The organism is Bowmanella yangjiangensis, assembly GCF_017255015.1.
Taxonomy (GTDB): domain Bacteria; phylum Pseudomonadota; class Gammaproteobacteria; order Enterobacterales; family Alteromonadaceae; genus Bowmanella; species Bowmanella yangjiangensis.
Genome location: NZ_JAFKCS010000760.1, coordinates 1 through 351, shown reverse-complemented (window position 1 = coordinate 351; position 351 = coordinate 1). Strand labels below are relative to the sequence as shown.

The following is a 351-nucleotide window of genomic DNA, read 5'->3' as shown; positions in this document are numbered from 1 at the left end:
GCCAGTTGAACAGCGCGTAGCTCGGCGCGCTCCTGGCGCTGTTGCTGTCCTCGACGTACAGCTCGCTGCGGTACATCGCCTCGATGGCCGTGCTGACGCCGGCCGCCGGTTGCCAGTTCAGCTCGCCATACAGGCTGTGCGCGGGAATGCCCGGCAGGTGGTTGCCCGCGTCGATCATCCGACCGTTGCTGCTGAACGCCTGGCTGTAGGTGGCGTCGATCCGGGTATAGGCGAGGTGGGCGCGCAGGGTCTCGCTCAGACGGCTCTCCAGCGCCAGCTCGATGCCGCGCCGACGGGTCTGCGCCGCGTTCTGGAAGCGCGAGCGACCACCGCTGGCCGAGGCCACCACCA

At 69.2% G+C, this 351-nt stretch carries 1 protein-coding gene; it reads right to left on the bottom strand.

The window, feature by feature from the left end; genetic code table 11:
* A partial coding sequence (locus J0A65_RS26575) for a TonB-dependent receptor domain-containing protein (RefSeq protein ID WP_206597173.1) occupies nt 1-351 on the bottom strand: 351 nt, incomplete at both ends.